Genomic DNA, 16,300 nt, shown 5'->3' with positions numbered 1-16,300 from the left:
TAGTCATTTTCGTAAACAGCAGTAAGAGCGATTCCGTACTTGGAGGGGTATTCAAAACGTGAAAATGTAGATATTTTTGCGACCGGAGATATTTTGTCCTTGACAAAAGCCTTCTAATGAGTGAACACGCGAACGAGTTGTGCTTCGGGAGTTTAATAGATTACGCTCAATAGTTGCCCTTTTCTATCTATCAACCGATAGAGGTATTGCTGTTTTTCCTTACTATCATAACCGACAAGTACCCTCTGCCGCTTCCTTTTAGTGACAAGAGATCGCAGGTTACAAAGGCATTTTTTTGTCCGATATACGAGGCAAAAAGGCCATTTCCGGTAAGTCCCATATCATCCAGCAAGAATAAAACTTCATCCAGTTTCTTTGCAACCTTCATCAAAACTACGGTGTCGAACAATTCCAAAACAGGCCTTAACGAGGCAACATCCTCCGGCACAGGTATTACGGCCAGCTTCTCATCGCCGGTCAGCAGGGGAAAGTTTCCGAAACAAGCCGCAGCGTTATAAGAGGTAATACCGGGAATTGTGTGAATAACCTCATTTGGCAGGAGCGCACCAAGATGACGCAACAGATAAATGTAAGTGCTGAATGTCATCGGATCCCCAAGCGTTAAATATACTACATCATGTCCTTTCAAAACTTCATCACGCACTTCTTCCGCCGATTTTTTCCATGCCGCATCAAGAATATTTTTCTCTTTTGTCATGGGATAAATCTGCGTTACGATTCTCTTCCGGCTTACATATTCCTCTACTATCTGCAACGCCAGACTTTCCTCTTTTGTATCAGATTTAGGCACAAAAATACAATCCGCATTGCGTATGGTATTTACTGCCTTGATCGTTAACAGTTCCGGATCTCCCGGACCAAGCCCGATGCCATAAAAATTACCTGTCTTCATTTTTTTATAAATGCCATAACATAGTTAACGCCTTAACTGTGGGGCAGGTGATAACCTGTACGCACGAGTGATTTGTTAGCCCGTATATGCTTTAGAGAATTTACACTTTGGAAAATTAGAACAACCCCAAAATTTATTTCCTGCGTTTTTCCCATGCTGAGCTACCCGCATTACAAGTTCGCCTCCGCAGACTGGACAGAGATTTGCAGTTGTCCGTGGTTTATTGATTTCATCAGGGGAATAAGTTAGCTTTGTCTGAACACTCCTTATCAAATTAACAACCTGACTTCCTTCTACTAAATAAATAGGCTTATCTACTGCAAAGTTTTTAGCTTCTTGAGTAAATAAGCCAGAGGTAACTATAATAACACCTGCAGCATGTTTAGCGGTCATTACACCATACATTTCCCGAACAACACGAACATCTACTTTGTAACTTCTCCACTGTTTACACTGGACTAAAAACATATTGCCATCTTTTTTCAAAACTAAATCGATTCCACCATCAGGGCCAATGTCATAGTTTTCGACTACAGAGTAACCTTTGCGACGATAGGCTTCTGCTATCAACTCTTCAAACTGCTTCCATGACAAAGATTTAATTGAATCAATGTCTTTTTGTTTGTCCAGTAATTTCCTTTTTCTTGATGAATTAAAATATGAGATAGGAGCATGAACGAGAAAGATGATTGCTACAAAATATGCTATTGTCGGCGCTGCACCAGCAACGCCCTTGAGAACCCAGCTTTGAAAATTAATTGCCGGCACAATGAATTTAAGCACAAAAAAAGCAGTTGCCGAAAGAACTACGCTTATCCACCATGGAACCTGAGTTAGCAATTTTAATATAGATTCATTTCTTTTTGCCATTATAATTTTCTCGGGCTAACGACCAAGCTGCGCGGCTGTGAACCCCACCTAGCTGTTCGTAAAAATGATGCACTTGAAACTAACTCAACTGGTGGGGAAAAACACGGGGTTCACAGTACGCTCCAGCGCTGGGTTGGGCTTGTTCATGACATACCGAGCCATTCTTTTAAGGCTACCTCTATTTTCTGACTATCTGCATGACTCAGTTTGCCAAGTCTTTTGATGATTAAGGATTGATGCACTGTATATATTCCACGTTTAACTGCTGTTACAACATTGAGTCCTGCTAATGTCCAATCGGTGAGCACAAATTCTCCTTTTAAAAGAGAAGTCGTCTTACTGGTTAGAGGAACAACCAGTAAATCATGTGAAACATGGGGAGCATTGACGACAACCGCAGGACGTACTTTTTGCACCGATACACCCGAAAATGGATATTGCACTAAAACAACGTCATTTTTGGAGTAATTCGGCATAAATATCATCCTCTGGGTTATTCCACACCTTGTCGAGAGAGTTTTGACTCACTTCTGTCCAGAATTGTGTTTCTTCATTTTGGAGTACAGTTACTAATACATGTGTTCCCTCACACAAAACCGTTGGCTCCAATAACTTGATCTTTCCTTCATGCACAATGCCTTCTAAAGTATTGAACATCTTTCCTCCAAGATTAAGAAAATCCAATATCCAATCTAATTTTTTTCGTTGTATAGTTCATAAAAAAACTGTTTCATACGATCCGCTTCTTCGCGTGTAAGCCGATCAAAAGAACAAAGCCGATCTCTACTCCAGAAAAATATTTGCTCGTCAGGGTTTTATTTTACTTTAATTAAATTCTATAGCTTCTTTTAGGGTAACTCTAAGACTTTCAATTAATTCTTCATGGGTATGTTCCTGGCAGTTTATCCCTGGTATTTCCCCTACCCATCCAATCCACCAATCGCCTTCTTGCTTTATAACAGCGGTAAATTCTGTGTTCATAATTTACCCCCCCCCTTCAAATAAGTAACTATAACTAAAATCCACTAATTCGAGTATCTATTTTATTGCCATAATAATCTGTGAATATTTGCTCAACTACCTGTTTTTTTAATAATTACTACAGAAGCCCCATTTGTGCTAAGATTCATTGCGGATTGTATCGTTTTTTCATGAATTGTCTCATTGGAGAGGGAAAGATTCTCGCAAATAAACATCCGCCTTTTCAGAATTCCCGCATCCATCAGCTTGCACGCAATCCTTGCAGGCGTATTCACTTTATCCGTTAAAACTGCTACCTTATCGTAATCTTTCACTTTTTTAATAAGTTCTTTATATCCTGAACTTCTTCCATGTACACTCACAAATGCCGCATCTTCCCAGCTCTCGCCAATGGCGGCAAACGCCAATTGTATACTGCTCAACCCTGGAATAATAATACAGGAACCACGTCCGAATTTTTTTACAATCATTTTCGTGTAACTAAAAAAACAGGGGTCGCCGCTTACGAGGACAACCACTTGCCTGGTAAAACTCCAATGCGCTATTTTTTTCAACAAAAGTTTATAGTTTTTTTCAATAATAATTCTTTTAGCACCGGTATCGGGAAAGAGTTTTAGCAACCGCCTGCTGCCAACAAGAATATCCGCCTTTTTAATATTATATAACGCCTTTGGGGTAATATATGATTTTAGCCCTGGTCCGCAACCGACTATAATAACGCTATTTCTCAGTTCTTCCGCCATTTTTCCGCGCTCTCCGATCTTCCCACCACAGAACCCCTCATATCAAACAATACTACACCCGCAGATACCTTGCGATGCAAATATACACGCACCTTCTCTTCAATTTTATCAGCAACACTATCCATTACATATAATGCGTTATTTTGACTCAATAATTCCAGGATCCCTTCTACGGTAGCAGCTTCTTTAAGTTTATCAAGCATCTGCTGCGTGCGGCATACAGATTTTACATGGTCAATTAAAATATCGTTTGCCGGACGTGAAACGGAGCTGTGCGTATTAAAATCATCTCTGAGCAACTTGGCGAGTTTGCCGGGGTGTCCGGCAAGCATTACACGTTCAAAGCCTCTGTCTTTTACCGCATTCAGCATAAAACCAACATGATTACTCATTTGAACAATCTGATCATTTGCAATGCAGAAATAACCCGACACTGCACGTTCACCCAGATTCCCCGGAACTAACACAACTTCTTTATACCCTAACCCTTTTGCAATATCAAGCCCACACAAAAGGGATGTTTTTAGTGCTTCGTCTGACATGGGACGCACAATGCCTGTAGTCCCGAGAATAGAAATACCCCCTACAATGCCTAGTTTAGGATTAAAGGTCTTTTCCGCGAGTCTTTCACCATCAGGAACAGAAATAATTACCTTTGCCCCACTATGGCGTCCAATCACTTCACGTACTGCATCCTCAATCATGCGTCCAGGCACGGGATTTATTGCCGCCTGCCCTACAGGAGACTGTAATCCCGGCTTAGTTACACGGCCAACACCAACTCCGCCGTCAATTTCTATTGTTAGGGCACAACTTCGCTCTACCCGTGCATGTACAAAACAGCCATTCGTTACGTCAGGGTCGTCTCCCGCGTCCTTTTGAACAGCACATTCCGCTGATATTGAAGATACTTGTTTATGATAAATTTTAAGTTTGAGTTTTGTACCCGCCGGCGTGTCAATCTCAATCTCATCAGGGATATTTCCCTTCCACAGCCCTATAGCCGCTGCCTTAGCAGCCGCCGTAGCACAACTTCCCGTAGTATAACCAGATTTCATATCCTACCCCGGAAAACGAATAATTAGTACCTTATCAGCAATTTCTTCGCACACTTCCATTCGTCAGTGCGTGCTTTTTGGTAAAATATCTAATGGTGAAATCCGAATCAATGTTAATATGCTATATTAAATTTTTCGGGAAATGGATACTTTTGGCTATATGATTTACCGTGCCTTCTTCGCCAATTCAATGACAGCGTTAATGATAGCCACCGCCACTGCGCTCCCGCCTTTACGGTTATCATTGGTAATATAAGGTATGGATATCTGTTTTAATGCCGCCTTTGCTTCAACCGCGCCTACAAATCCTACAGGGATACCAATTACCAGCGCCGGTTTCGCCTTGTCCTTTTTTATTAAATCAATAAGTTCAAACAAGGCGGTTGGCGCGTTGCCGATTACCACAACACCCCCCTGCATTTCATCAAGTGAAAACTGCATGGCAATCATCGCACGGGTTTTTCCCGATCGTTTTGCCTCATCAGCAACCAAGTTATCGTCAATCTTACAGACCAGTTTTCCTCCAAAATTTTCAACAGGTTTTTTACTGATCCCCGCTTTCACCATATTTACATCGGTAATGATGTTTTTCCCATCCTTTATGGCTTTTACTCCAGCTTCAACCGCATTGGAAGAAAATAGTAAATTGTACGCATATTCCGTATCGCCTGTAGCATGAATTGCGCGTTGTATTACAGGTCTCTGTAATTCAGGTATATTCGCGAGATTAACGAGTTTATCGATGATCTCAAAACTTTCATCGATAATTAATTGCGGCTGTTCCAACCGGCCTTTTTCACCGAATTGTCTCTCTACCAGTTTTTCATGAATACGGTCTGCCGCAATTAATGCAATTCGTTCATCCGCTCCGATATTATTGGTATAGATAAATTCCATCTTCGGATATTTCGCTCTCTCCTTTTCCAGCATTTCGGGAATGTCTTTAAATACATGATTCCCCTTAAAAAGAAGCAGCGGAACTACTACAATCCGCCCCATTCCGTTTGCCACTGTTTTTTCAACCACCTCATCCAATCCAGGTTTTGCCAGTTGCAAAAATGCCGGTTCAACCATGTCCCAACGATTCATTGCACGAAGCATATCCGCTATTTTCAACAAGCCTTCATTGCCACTACTTATTTTACTACCATGAGAAATGAGTATAACACCTGTTTTCATTATCAATAACCTTCTTTAAAAACCTTGTTGGCATAGCCAGAACCGAACAAGCGCGAGATAAAAAATACGAAATTCGAAGTACGAAATACGAAATAAATTCTGGAGTCCTCCCCCTTACCAGCTCCAAATGGGGAGAATGTCCCCCGCTGGCGGAGGTGCAGGGGGTGGATTCGTATTTAGCATTTCTGATTTTACTATTAAATATTTTGCCAAAAAGCGCAATGAAATTACTGATAAGGTACTAAACGTTAAATCACGCGGCTTCATACTTCGAATACCTGTTCAGATGCGCGGCAATGTACGAAATGATATCTTCCGCGCTTTTACTCCTTACTATATAAGGGCGTAATTCTGTAGCTTTTGGCAGACCCACAATATACTTCACCGCATGTTTTCGAAAAAGTACTACCCCAATAGCATGGCCGTAATATTCTTTCATACAATCCAAGTGATACCGGATCATTTCAATTTTCTCGCTACCCGAAATATTTTCTCTGTCTTTATATCGGAAAATCCATGGATGCCCGATTGCCGCCCTTCCAATCATTACCCCGTCACATGCCGTACGTTTTTTTATTTCTGCTATGTCTGCAACAGACCGCACGTCTCCATTCGCAATTACTGGAATTTTTACCGACTGTTTTACTTCAGCAATCGCATCCCAATCGGCGGCGCCTGAAAAATACTGAGACCTTGTACGGCCATGTACCGCAATGAGAGACGCTCCGTTTTCTTCCAGTATTCTGGCCACTTCAATATAATTTCGTGTTTTGTGATCCCACCCAAGACGAATTTTTCCAGTCACAGGTACTGATAAAGACCCGGTAAGATTATTAAACATTTTTGAGATCTTTGATGGATGTTTAAGCATCCCAGCCCCAGCACCCTTTCCGGCAATATCCGATACCGAACATCCCATATTGATATCAATAATATCAGGCCCCAATTGCTCTATTTTCTTACAGGCCTCTGTAATCTGGCATTCATCATTGCCAACCACCTGGAAGGTAACAGGCCGTTCTTCCTCTTTAAAATCAAGCAATTTAAACGTCTTTTTATTATTCCACACTATGCCAGACACGGAAACGACTTCCGTATAGCTCATAGACATGCCGAACCTGCGGCATATAAGCCTGTACGGCATATCAGAAAAACCGGCCATAGGCGCCAATATCAACTCGCCATATACGGGAATATTTCGTATGTAAAAACTCGGATTCATATTACAAAAAAACTGTAGCACTTTAGTTCTATGAAAAATAATAGGGATTGTACCCATATTTCAATAACTTTCCAAATAATTTAAATGTTTTATTTTGACTTATATTTTGCTATATTTCGTTAGCATTTAGTTACAAGCCGGACACGGACAAACAAGTTTATCCGTGCCAACCTGTTTTTAATCTGTGTAATCGTTCGACTGAGCTCACGACGAAGTCTGTGAAATCTGTGGTTCCTTTAAATTATCATAATCTATGGTCTCTCAATCTGAATTACTTACCAAAAAAAGCGAACACATCCAGCGTATGTTTGGCTCCATCGCCGGTGTTTATGATCTTTTGAATACGATATTAAGTTTTAATTTCGACAAGAGTTGGCGGAAGTTTGCCGTTAGAGTCAGCAACGTTACGCCGGACGCACAAATTTTGGATGTATGCACCGGAACCGGCGACCTTGCAATCGAATATTCTTTAAAACTGAATGACCGCGGCAAGGTGACAGGAAGCGATTTTTGCCGAGAAATGCTTGAGATAGCAAACAGAAAATTAAAAAAGAAACATGTATCAGATAAAATAAATATCTTATGTGCGGACACCCTCCACCTTCCTTTCCATGACAACTACTTCCAGGTATCCTCCGTGGCATTCGGGATAAGAAACGTTTCCGATTTAAAAGCGGGAATCAGTGAAATGGCAAGGATAACCGCTCCGGGCGGGCGGGTAGTCATCCTTGAATTTTCACAACCAACAAACACCTTTTTCCGGGAAATGTATTATCTTTATTTCAAAAAGATACTCCCTTTTATTGGTAAAATCATCTCAAAAAGCACGTGCAACGCCTATGCTTATTTACCATCGTCTGTGCTGAATTTTCCGGACAGATACGGACTAAAGGTACAGATGGAAGCATGCGGCCTTGTTGACGTGAAAATCTATGCCAGGACATTGGGGATTGTGACTATCCATGTGGGGAAAAAACCCTGATAACACTACAGCGACATTTTTATTTCACATGTAGGGTAGGCACTGCCTGTCGGAAATTGGGCTGTTACGAAGTACGATTTACGAGGTACGATTTAAAATCGTAAATCCAACAAGGCTGTTTTCATTTTATGAATCAATGCGCTTGACACATCATTAAAGATTATGTAATATCTCTACTTGTAATTTGCCGTATGAGTGATTAAGACGTTTTAGCTAAAGACAGTGTATTCCTGCCACTGTCTTTTCATTTCCTCAAAATACCCATCCAACGCACTGGGGAATAGTGTAACGGTAGCACAAGTGACTCTGGATCACTTTGTCGGGGTTCGAATCCCTGTTCCCCAGCCAATATTCACAATGACTTATGACTTGAATGGTATCTGTTAATTAATGGCAAAATAACTACCCCGGTGGGTTCGGGTTTGCAACCGGTTCGGCTGAGCTCACAACGAAGCCTGAACCCATGAGTTTATGCGGATAATGGGGACATGTACTGCGGTAAAATTACAATGCGCAAATCACAAAATTTCCGTTTGGAATTTGGAATTTATTTGCCTGTTGTTTTGCCAATAGAAGGCTGGATTGAAAGTATAAAACGTGGGGTTCTGGTTACAAATTTGGAACCATAGTTTTAATGTACGCTTACAACCCTCATCAACATAATAAGCTATGCTCACTGATGAACAACATCCCTGAGAGAGAGTGCTAAATTCGTGCTGGATTCATGATAGCTTTTTTCCAACAACCCAATAGCCTTTGTAAGATGTACCGGAGTAATATGAGCATAACGCATCGTCATCGTTGTGTTCTTGTATCCCATTAGTTCAGCAATGGTGTATATACCAACTCCTGCCTGCCTGTTCCATGACGCAAAACAATGTCTCAGGTCATGAAATCTGAAATCATCTATTCCGGCACATTCCAAGCTCTTTTTAAATACCTTGTACACATTTTTTGGATTGTACGGCATACCATTTTAATTTATAGGAAATGTGTTATTTTATAAATAACGTAATTATGAATTATAAGGTCTTGGGATTAATATATATTCACGTTATAACGCTGCTGTTGAGCCGTGAAACCCACAGCGGGCACATTGTAAACAAAACTACAAAATTTCTGAGGAAGATCCGAACTCTCATCTGTTGCCAAAACGGGTTTCATCGATTCCAACAGCCTGTTAGCAGTGATGCCTGACCCTGACCTACGAACTTTATTATAACAAACTCATTTACTTTCATTCGCTTCTATTAATCTGGCAACTTTATAACTACACTTTCGACACTCGCCGCGAAGGATTAAATCACCACTTTCAATGGTTCCTTTAAAATTTATGACGGTGGTAACCTCTGAACAATTACTGCACCATACATTCTCAAGCAATTCCTCCCTTATATTTTCCGGAATAGAATCCCAAAACTTCTTTGCCGGTTCTGTAAACTGACTTTCCGTATTATCTGCTTCCTTAAACTCAACCGGATTGAAGGTGTTAAAATATTCCGCCGCTACTTTTAATAGTCTTTGATCAGCGGCTATAAAATAAGAGACACGATAAAATTGGTTACCAGTAAGGGCAGTTGCTAATTGGAGCGCATCTAAGGTTCGGAAATTTTTGGCCGGAGCAATGTTATCCAGTAAGGAAATCGCAAACTTCTTTACCTCTGATGTTGTTTCCAGAACGTTTATCATTGTAAGATCATTTTCAAACTCTTTAAAAGCTTGCTGAACTGTTGATAAATCAATTTCCTTCATTCTTACTCGCTTCAGAAATGCAGAATGGAATTCTATTCTCGACAGTTCAGAAATTGTAATCACCAGGTCATCTTCATTTTGCTTAAGGAAATCGGTTAATTGTTCACTCCCATCTTCTTTATGATATAGCTTCACAAGAGCGCTGGCATCAATAAACAGATTCATCTGACTTTTCTCTCTCCAATTACGTCATCAGAAAGATTTCCTTTTATAGATTTTGTAAGCTGTTGAACTTTCTCAAAAGACATCCTTTCTAACTTGACCTTTGGAATAACTATCACTTTTACATCCAAATCACCACTAAAAGGGATATTGCTTAACTCCAAATGCCCTTTGATAATTCTGGTATCTGTAACAAACCGGTTCATATGATAATCCTTCCATAATAAATTTAGTAATCACTCTATTTGCCCTAATATAAGTCAAAATCACCCCTGATTAAATAAAAAAATCATTTGCCAGTTCTGTTGAAGATTCAGAAAAAATTAATGTGTGGGATGTTAGAAAAACTTTCCACTACCAACATAAAAGTTCAGCGACTGGTACGGCTTTTTGTGCCAGTCCGTTGTAGTGATTTGTTTGGCATTTTTTTAATTTTTATAGAATCTAAGTATAAAGTGTCTGGGCATATGTCCTGCTCATGCGGCCATACTACAACTTCATTCGCCGCCCTTACCTGTTTAAAATAAATTTTGTTTTTCAACTCAGTAAATACCCCGAAATTAAGCAAAGGGCTGCAATCATACACCCCAACTTCCCCATTGGAACATGAAAAGCTTATTGCGACAAAACAGAAGCCATGCTTTTGTCCAAAGTGCAAGAGTACCCATGTCAATTTCACCCTTCATGAATGCAGATACAGGAGATTGCCGAGATATTATAAGAGGAAAAGTCAGCGCAGGAGCAAGCTCTATAATCGGGGAGCGTTTAAGGAATTAGTAAATAGATATGGACTAATAGACCCGACAAAATATGTTCCTGCCAGACAACCTGTGAAAGCATAAGAAGAAGACTGTCGGAAAGCCGTGTGCGGGAAAATCGCATGCACGGTTTGAAGAGGGGGCAGACTTCGTCGTGAGCTCGGTCGAACGATGATAAGTATATGGCGGAGATATGGTGGCACTGGCGGGAAACCAGCCAGCAAACAGAGAAAACAAACTTCTGCCTAAGTTCTCGTCGTCTGTTTCTACTCTACTGGTTCCTCTTTCGTATTTCGCGCTTCATATTGTTGTATGTTTTATGCTTTGTCATTCGGATTTGTTTCGTATTTCGTACTTCGAATTTCGTATTTTTTATTTAGTGCTTGTTTGGTTCCAGCTTGTCCACCAAGGGGCATATTGCACTACCCACCCCTGCTCCCGAGAAAAGCGACAAAGCTTCTAAAATATACCTCGTCAAAATGGCCCTTCATATGCTCTTTCATCATTTGTAACGCAGGGAATGGTTTTCTCGCATCCGAATACGGCCTTTTGGTTGTTAACGCATCGTAAACATCTATTATCATTGCAATTTTTCCATAATCATGGATCTCGCCACCCCTCAAACCCATTGGATAACCCTGTCCATTAAGCTTTTCATGATGCTGCAAAATAGGAAAGAACGATTCTTCCCGAAGACCACCCAAACCCTTTAATATTTCATGTCCAAATTCCACATGTTTCTTTATCTCAATGTACTCAACCTCGCTCAGTTTTCCATTTTTGTTCAGTATATCAAGGTTAATCCGTGTCTTTCCTATATCATGAAGCAACAATCCTGTGCCAAAATCATTCATTTCTTTCTCATTAAGCCTTAAATATTTTGCAAATAAAAGACCAAGTACAGAGACGTCAACGCAATGAGTATAGGTATAATAATCATACGATACCATGTTTAACATGGTTGAAGTGGCGTCTTTGTTGTTCAGCACATATTCTACTGTGCCTGATACCCAGTTTTTTGACCTTTCAACATTATCTCCGGCACGCGGGTCGTTAAATATGTCAAACATAATGGATTTTGCCACATTATAAACCATTTCCGATTTAGTTTTCGTGTCAAGAGAAGGGTCATGAATTATCAGTTTTAAATGGGACTCCCTATGCCTCAAATATAACGTCTCTTCACATTGTTTTATAAAAAGATAGTTTATCTGATTATACTGAAGTTCTTTTATATTATGCTCATAAAGGGCGCTCTCACTGTTGCAATACAGTACGTAACGGATACCTTCGTCTGTGTGAGTTTTTATGTAAAGATTGCATCCGGCACAGGTATTAGGCTGTATTGTGTTTAAAGCTACCGGAATATATTCATTTGTCATAATAATCATTACCTCATGGTTGCTATACTTTCGTCATTTATAACTATTGAATTGTCTGTCAACAATTGTTCCGCATCCAATAGAATTAAATGGTTATTCGTAATTCCTTTATGTATTTTCGGACAAATTCCGTCATCGTCAGTGGCGCCGGTGTTATCTTGTGAGAAGGAATGGAGGTTATTCCCGCAATTGAATCGACAACAATGCCAAACTCCATGGTTTCATTATGAATAATTATTACTTCGTTTAAATGGGAGATACCCTTTCCCTTTGGAATGTTAAATAATGCCTTTATGTCAATAACAGAAAATATCTGTCCTCGGACATTAATAATTCCCACTACATATTCAGGCACTCCAGGGATTGTTGTAATTCCTTTCAGTAAATACACTTCACAAACACAGTCTGCCGGGATGCCATATCTGTCCTGATCAATAAGAAATTCAACTATGGATACATAGTGTATTTCCCTCTGCCGGATTTCCGGCTCCCGCGCGAGTATTTTCGCCCTTTCTTTAAGAATTGTCTCTCGATCGTTCATTGTTTTAGTCATTGGTCAATTGTAGGGGCACAGTGCTCTGTGTTCCTACTATTTTTTTAATCTGTGAACTGTGGTTCCTTTTCTTTTAAGCGCAATCTCTTTCTTATATTTATTATCGGCAGTATCTTTCCCTGCACATTAATCACCTCTGAAATAATCTCAGGGACAGCAGGCAACGGGGTAATTGCAACAGCACGAATGATCCGCTCCAACGCTGTATGCCTTACCGCAAATCGCTGTTTTTCAATCGCAAAAACGACAAGATATTCACTATCCATTATTACCGTAACCTTATCTCTAAATAATAATTATGACGATCTTTACACCAAAAGGAGTTGTGGAGAAAAAGTATAACAATATTGTTGCCATTTTAATAAGTAATTTTTTCAAATAACAAAAATGAGAAAACAATGTATATTTATGCAGTTTATGTTTACAATGAAGATCAGACGAGATTTTTTACTACAATCATTATGGGAGGTTAATAAATGAAATTTACCCGCATTACTATTAATCCAAACCAGATGGGCGGCATTCCTTGTATTCGGGGGCTTCGTATACCTGTTGCAACAATTGTTGGTATGGTTGCTGATGGTATGTCTGAAGAAGAAATATTAAAGGCTTTTTCCAGACCTGGAACATGAGGATATTAAGGAATCATTGCGGTATGCCTCTGAAGCAGTGAGAGAGGGGAGCATTCCTGATTTTTTGTAACAGTTTAGATTTTTGGAAAACAAAAATGCTCGTTCCCAAGCTCCGGCTTGGGAACGTAATTGCGTTGGAAGCTCTAGCTTCCATTTAGCCGGCAAGCGAAGCTTCGTGTATTATTCGATTCAAAAGATGTTTCTAAATATCTTGGGTAACATACTGAAAAGCCTCCAAGCTGACATCATGGGTTCATTCCCTTTTCCATTCGAAGCTGGAGCTTCTCAAACAATCCCGTTCCCAAGCCGGAGCTTGGGAACGAGCGGTTTTTTTCATAGGACTAAAGTATTACAATTCTTTGTAAAAAAACAAAATGTGTGAAGATATACAAAAAATCGGGAATGCACCCGTGAGAGAGCGCGAAATTCCTTTGGTACTAACAAAATGAATTTTCTGATCGAAAATGCCCTTTCGCCTTTACTTGCCGATGGACTCCGCAATGCAGGGTATGATACTATCCATTGTACGTGAATATGGATTATCATTTGCCGATGACGTTACTATCCTTCGGCGAGCTACTAAAGAAAATCGAATACTCGTTTCAGCTGATACTGACTACCGTATTCATATTCGACAACTACCAATTACTGAAAATGAAAACAAATAAACCAAACCATCTTATACATGAGAAAAGCCCTTACCTGCAACAACATGCTTACAATCCTGTGGATTGGTATCCATGGGGCAAAGAAGCCTTTGAAAAGGCGAAAGCGGAAAGTAAAGTAATTTTTCTTTCTATTGGATATTCTACCTGCCACTGGTGTCACGTAATGGAGACCGAATCTTTTGAGGACGAAGAGGTAGCCAAAATATTAAACGAATATTACGTTGCAATAAAGGTGGATAGAGAAGAACGCCCCGATATTGATAACGTTTATATGACCGTTTGCCAGGCGATGACCGGTAGCGGCGGCTGGCCTCTCACGCTCTTTCTTACCTCTGAGGGGAAATCTTTTTACGCGGGCACATATTTCCCAAAAACCGAACGTTTAGGCAATCCGGGTTTAATCGCTCTACTGACGCAAATTGCCAATTTATGGAATACAAACAAGGAAAGCATCATTGCTTCCAGCTTGCAGGTAACAAAGCTCATAGATACCGAAACAGCTTCAAAAGGCGAAGAAAAACCCGACGTCCGGACACTAAAAACAGCCTATGAACAATTGAGTGACCGTTTTGATTCTCTGTACGGCGGTTTCGGAACATCACCAAAATTCCCCACACCACATAATTTCACATTTCTCCTCAGGTGGTGGAAACGCAGCAACAACGCATTCGCCCTGGAAATGGTTGAGAAGTCTCTTGAATTAATGGCAAGAGGCGGCATCCATGACCATTTAGGCGGCGGGTTTCACAGGTATTCCACCGATGAATACTGGTTAACGCCTCATTTCGAAAAAATGCTGTATGACCAGGCATTACTTGCCATTTCGTATATCGAAACCTATCAGGCGACCAAAAAAGATCTTTATTCAGCAATAGCAAAGGATATTTTTGATTATGTATTACGCGACATGACGTCGCCCGAAGGCGGTTTTTATTCCGCAGAAGATGCCGACAGCGAGGGCATTGAGGGGAAATTTTACGTATGGAAACCGGAAGAAATCAAAGAAGCCCTCGGGGAAAAGGATGGAAACATCTTTTGTGATTTTTATGACGTGTCGGACATTGGCAATTTTGAAGATAAAAATATATTGCACGCAGACAAACCACTGCATATTGCAGCTAAACTGGAAAATATGTCGCCGGATGCCCTTGAAAAACGGCTTGCCAATAGCCGCAAAAAACTACTTTCAATACGGGAAAAACGTATTAAGCCCCATAAAGACACGAAGATTATCACCTCATGGAATGGTCTTATGATTTCCGCCTTATCCAGGGGCGCACAGGCTATGGATGAACCAAAATACACAAACGTCGCAATGTGCGCCGCCGACTTTATACTGAATACGCTATTGCAGGAAAACAAGATATTACTCCGGCGTTATTGCCAGGGAGAATCCGCAATAGCGGGGTTTCTTGACGATTACGCATTTTTCGTGAACGGGTTAATCGACCTTTATGAAGCGACTTTTCAGGAAAAATATCTTCAGGCAGCTTTACAGATTAATGAAGAAATGATCAAAAACTTTTTAGATGAAAATGAAGGCGGGTTTTTCTTAAGCGGCAAGTCAAACGAAAAACTCTTCACACAAACTAAAGATATTTATGATGGCGCTACTCCCTCGGGAAATTCTATCGCATTGCTCAATCTATTGCGATTAGGAAGGATTACCGGAAACCCTTCTTATGAAGCGTTAGCGGATAATCTTATAAAGACATTTTCCGGCACCATCCTCCAGTATCCTTCCGGATATACACAATTCATGTGCGCCCTTGACTTTGCATTAGGTCCCACAAAAGAAATTATCGTTGCGGGAGAACGTGAAGGGAATGATACAAAAGATATTCTCAGGGAAATAAGAAGCCGTTTTTTACCAAACAAAGTATTGCTTCTTCACCCCTCAAACGGCATATTTATTGAGGAAATAGCACCTTATACAAAAGAACTAATTCCCATAGAAGGCCGGTCAACCGTCTATATGTGCGAGAATTATTCCTGTAAAAAACCCGTATCCGATAAAAACGCAGTCATACAACTTTTGGAATAACAACAGAATTTGTAACACTTTGTAACAGTTTAGATTTTTGAAAAATTCATGGGATAGAAAAAATACCATGTAGCCCCGTTAGGGGCGGTCTGTTTGTAGCGCAATAAAATTCAATAGGATAAATAGCTCCATAGGAGCGGCCTGTCCGTATTCAGGCAAACCTGTTTAATATGGATTTACAAGAGACAGGTCGCTCCTAATTGTAGAGACAGGTTTCAAACCTGTCTCTACGATCTGTTATAATATCCTATTTTGCTACAAACAGGCTGCTCCTACGGAGCTTATAGGTAATACGTTTTTCAAAAGACTGAAATGTTACCATAAATTAATAAGCTTTTTACAAAAAATCGGGAATGCACCCCTTATCGTAACATACTTGCCATGCCAGCTCTGCTCTTTTG

18 protein-coding genes and 1 tRNA gene are annotated in these 16,300 nt (G+C 40.3%); 4 read left to right on the top strand and 15 right to left on the bottom strand.

Annotated elements, in window-relative coordinates; translation table 11 throughout:
• Positions 1-190: 190 nt before the first annotated feature.
• From cobI to dusB, 9 genes are all read right to left on the bottom strand, one after another.
• Positions 191-913 carry a precorrin-2 C(20)-methyltransferase gene (gene cobI, locus QZT26_RS11530; protein WP_295102268.1) on the bottom strand — a complete coding sequence of 241 codons (723 nt, stop codon included), beginning with the start codon at positions 911-913 and terminating at the stop codon, positions 191-193.
• Between the two features lie 75 nt (positions 914-988).
• Positions 989-1,783, bottom strand: a complete 795-nt coding sequence (locus tag QZT26_RS11525; protein ID WP_099326524.1) for a restriction endonuclease — start codon at positions 1,781-1,783, stop codon at positions 989-991.
• A gap of 143 nt (positions 1,784-1,926) precedes the next feature.
• On the bottom strand, positions 1,927-2,259 hold the full coding sequence (locus QZT26_RS11520) for a type II toxin-antitoxin system PemK/MazF family toxin (protein WP_099326523.1): 333 nt from the start codon (positions 2,257-2,259) through the stop codon (positions 1,927-1,929).
• Positions 2,237-2,440: a hypothetical protein gene (locus QZT26_RS11515; RefSeq protein ID WP_099326522.1), complete on the bottom strand. Its 204-nt coding sequence runs from the start codon at positions 2,438-2,440 to the stop codon at positions 2,237-2,239. The genes QZT26_RS11520 and QZT26_RS11515 overlap by 23 nt, the downstream gene beginning before the upstream one ends.
• 168 nt (positions 2,441-2,608) lie before the next feature.
• On the bottom strand, positions 2,609-2,764 hold the full coding sequence (locus QZT26_RS11510) for a type II toxin-antitoxin system HicB family antitoxin (RefSeq protein ID WP_157820711.1): 156 nt from the start codon (positions 2,762-2,764) through the stop codon (positions 2,609-2,611).
• Positions 2,765-2,856: 92 nt separating this feature from the next.
• Positions 2,857-3,507 carry a precorrin-6y C5,15-methyltransferase (decarboxylating) subunit CbiE gene (gene cbiE / locus QZT26_RS11505; protein ID WP_099326521.1) on the bottom strand — a complete coding sequence of 217 codons (651 nt, stop codon included), beginning with the start codon at positions 3,505-3,507 and terminating at the stop codon, positions 2,857-2,859.
• Complete coding sequence (gene cbiD / locus QZT26_RS11500; protein WP_099326520.1) at positions 3,492-4,565, bottom strand: cobalt-precorrin-5B (C(1))-methyltransferase CbiD; 1,074 nt, start codon at positions 4,563-4,565, stop codon at positions 3,492-3,494. Before cbiD ends, cbiE begins: the two co-directional genes overlap by 16 nt.
• A gap of 165 nt (positions 4,566-4,730) precedes the next feature.
• Entirely contained in the window at positions 4,731-5,744 is a 1,014-nt protein-coding gene (locus tag QZT26_RS11495; protein ID WP_205713403.1) for a precorrin-8X methylmutase, read from the bottom strand.
• Positions 5,745-5,997: 253 nt separating this feature from the next.
• Complete coding sequence (gene dusB, locus QZT26_RS11490) at positions 5,998-6,966, bottom strand: tRNA dihydrouridine synthase DusB (protein WP_157820710.1); 969 nt, start codon at positions 6,964-6,966, stop codon at positions 5,998-6,000.
• Positions 6,967-7,219: 253 nt separating this feature from the next.
• Between dusB and ubiE the strand changes: the two genes are divergently transcribed.
• Positions 7,220-7,948, top strand: coding sequence for a bifunctional demethylmenaquinone methyltransferase/2-methoxy-6-polyprenyl-1,4-benzoquinol methylase UbiE (gene ubiE, locus QZT26_RS11485; RefSeq protein WP_099326517.1), 729 nt, complete (start codon positions 7,220-7,222; stop codon positions 7,946-7,948).
• Between the two features lie 274 nt (positions 7,949-8,222).
• Positions 8,223-8,296: transfer RNA gene (locus QZT26_RS11480), tRNA-Gln, on the top strand.
• A 325-nt stretch (positions 8,297-8,621) separates the two neighbouring features.
• Here QZT26_RS11480 and QZT26_RS11475 read toward each other — a convergent pair.
• The 6 genes from QZT26_RS11475 to QZT26_RS11450 all read right to left on the bottom strand — a co-directional run bounded on the left by QZT26_RS11475 (position 8,622) and on the right by QZT26_RS11450 (position 12,821).
• Positions 8,622-8,918 carry a site-specific integrase gene (locus QZT26_RS11475; protein WP_099326516.1) on the bottom strand — a complete coding sequence of 99 codons (297 nt, stop codon included), beginning with the start codon at positions 8,916-8,918 and terminating at the stop codon, positions 8,622-8,624.
• A 257-nt stretch (positions 8,919-9,175) separates the two neighbouring features.
• Entirely contained in the window at positions 9,176-9,865 is a 690-nt protein-coding gene (locus tag QZT26_RS11470) for a type II toxin-antitoxin system VapC family toxin (protein WP_099326515.1), read from the bottom strand.
• Positions 9,862-10,068, bottom strand: a complete 207-nt coding sequence (locus QZT26_RS11465; protein ID WP_099326514.1) for a hypothetical protein — start codon at positions 10,066-10,068, stop codon at positions 9,862-9,864. Before QZT26_RS11465 ends, QZT26_RS11470 begins: the two co-directional genes overlap by 4 nt.
• Positions 10,069-11,042: 974 nt before the next feature.
• Positions 11,043-12,002 carry an HD domain-containing phosphohydrolase gene (locus QZT26_RS11460; protein WP_157820709.1) on the bottom strand — a complete coding sequence of 320 codons (960 nt, stop codon included), beginning with the start codon at positions 12,000-12,002 and terminating at the stop codon, positions 11,043-11,045.
• An 85-nt stretch (positions 12,003-12,087) separates the two neighbouring features.
• A complete protein-coding gene (locus QZT26_RS11455) occupies positions 12,088-12,543 on the bottom strand; it encodes a chemotaxis protein CheW (RefSeq protein WP_164994944.1) in 456 nt (151 codons plus the stop codon).
• 56 nt (positions 12,544-12,599) lie between these two features.
• Complete coding sequence (locus QZT26_RS11450) at positions 12,600-12,821, bottom strand: chemotaxis protein CheW (RefSeq protein ID WP_099326511.1); 222 nt, start codon at positions 12,819-12,821, stop codon at positions 12,600-12,602.
• A 210-nt stretch (positions 12,822-13,031) separates the two neighbouring features.
• Here QZT26_RS11450 and QZT26_RS11445 point away from each other — a divergent pair, with 210 nt between their 5' ends.
• Both QZT26_RS11445 and QZT26_RS11440 read left to right on the top strand, forming a co-directional pair.
• Complete coding sequence (locus tag QZT26_RS11445; RefSeq protein WP_230405774.1) at positions 13,032-13,187, top strand: DUF433 domain-containing protein; 156 nt, start codon at positions 13,032-13,034, stop codon at positions 13,185-13,187.
• Positions 13,188-13,841: 654 nt separating this feature from the next.
• Positions 13,842-15,899 (top strand): thioredoxin domain-containing protein, encoded by a 2,058-nt coding sequence (locus QZT26_RS11440; RefSeq protein ID WP_205713401.1) that lies wholly within the window; start codon positions 13,842-13,844, stop codon positions 15,897-15,899.
• Positions 15,900-16,300: the final 401 nt, after the last annotated feature.

The organism is uncultured Candidatus Kuenenia sp. (genome assembly GCF_900696675.1).
GTDB classification, from domain to species: domain Bacteria; phylum Planctomycetota; class Brocadiia; order Brocadiales; family Brocadiaceae; genus Kuenenia; species Kuenenia stuttgartiensis_A.
The sequence above is the reverse complement of the archived record's forward strand: the minus strand, read 5'-3'. Positions and strand labels throughout refer to the sequence as shown.